Below are 355 nucleotides of genomic sequence, written 5' to 3' on the forward strand. Positions count from 1 at the left end.
TCAAATACTACTTATAAGTGTTTTTATATTCCCTTTAATAGCAAGGGTTAATATGAAGCTTATTGATATACTTAAGAATTCACTTATATTAGCTTATAAACACATAGTTATAAGTGCTACCTCTGTGGCACTCCTTATAGCACTAATATTGTTTACCATATATAAGCCTTCCTTTGGTTTATTTTTCGTTAGCTTTTATGCTCTAGTTTCCACCTATTTTATTGAGAAGGTATTTAAAAGATATATTAAAATCTAAACCTAGTAATAAAAACACCTGTACTTTTGCGAGGGCACTGAAAAACCTCCGGTTTTTAAAGGGGCTCTTTATCGTACAACTCAAAAAGACGACTTAAAA

This window comes from Neobacillus drentensis (assembly GCF_036965245.1).
Taxonomy (GTDB): domain Bacteria; phylum Bacillota; class Bacilli; order Bacillales; family Cytobacillaceae; genus Neobacillus; species Neobacillus drentensis_G.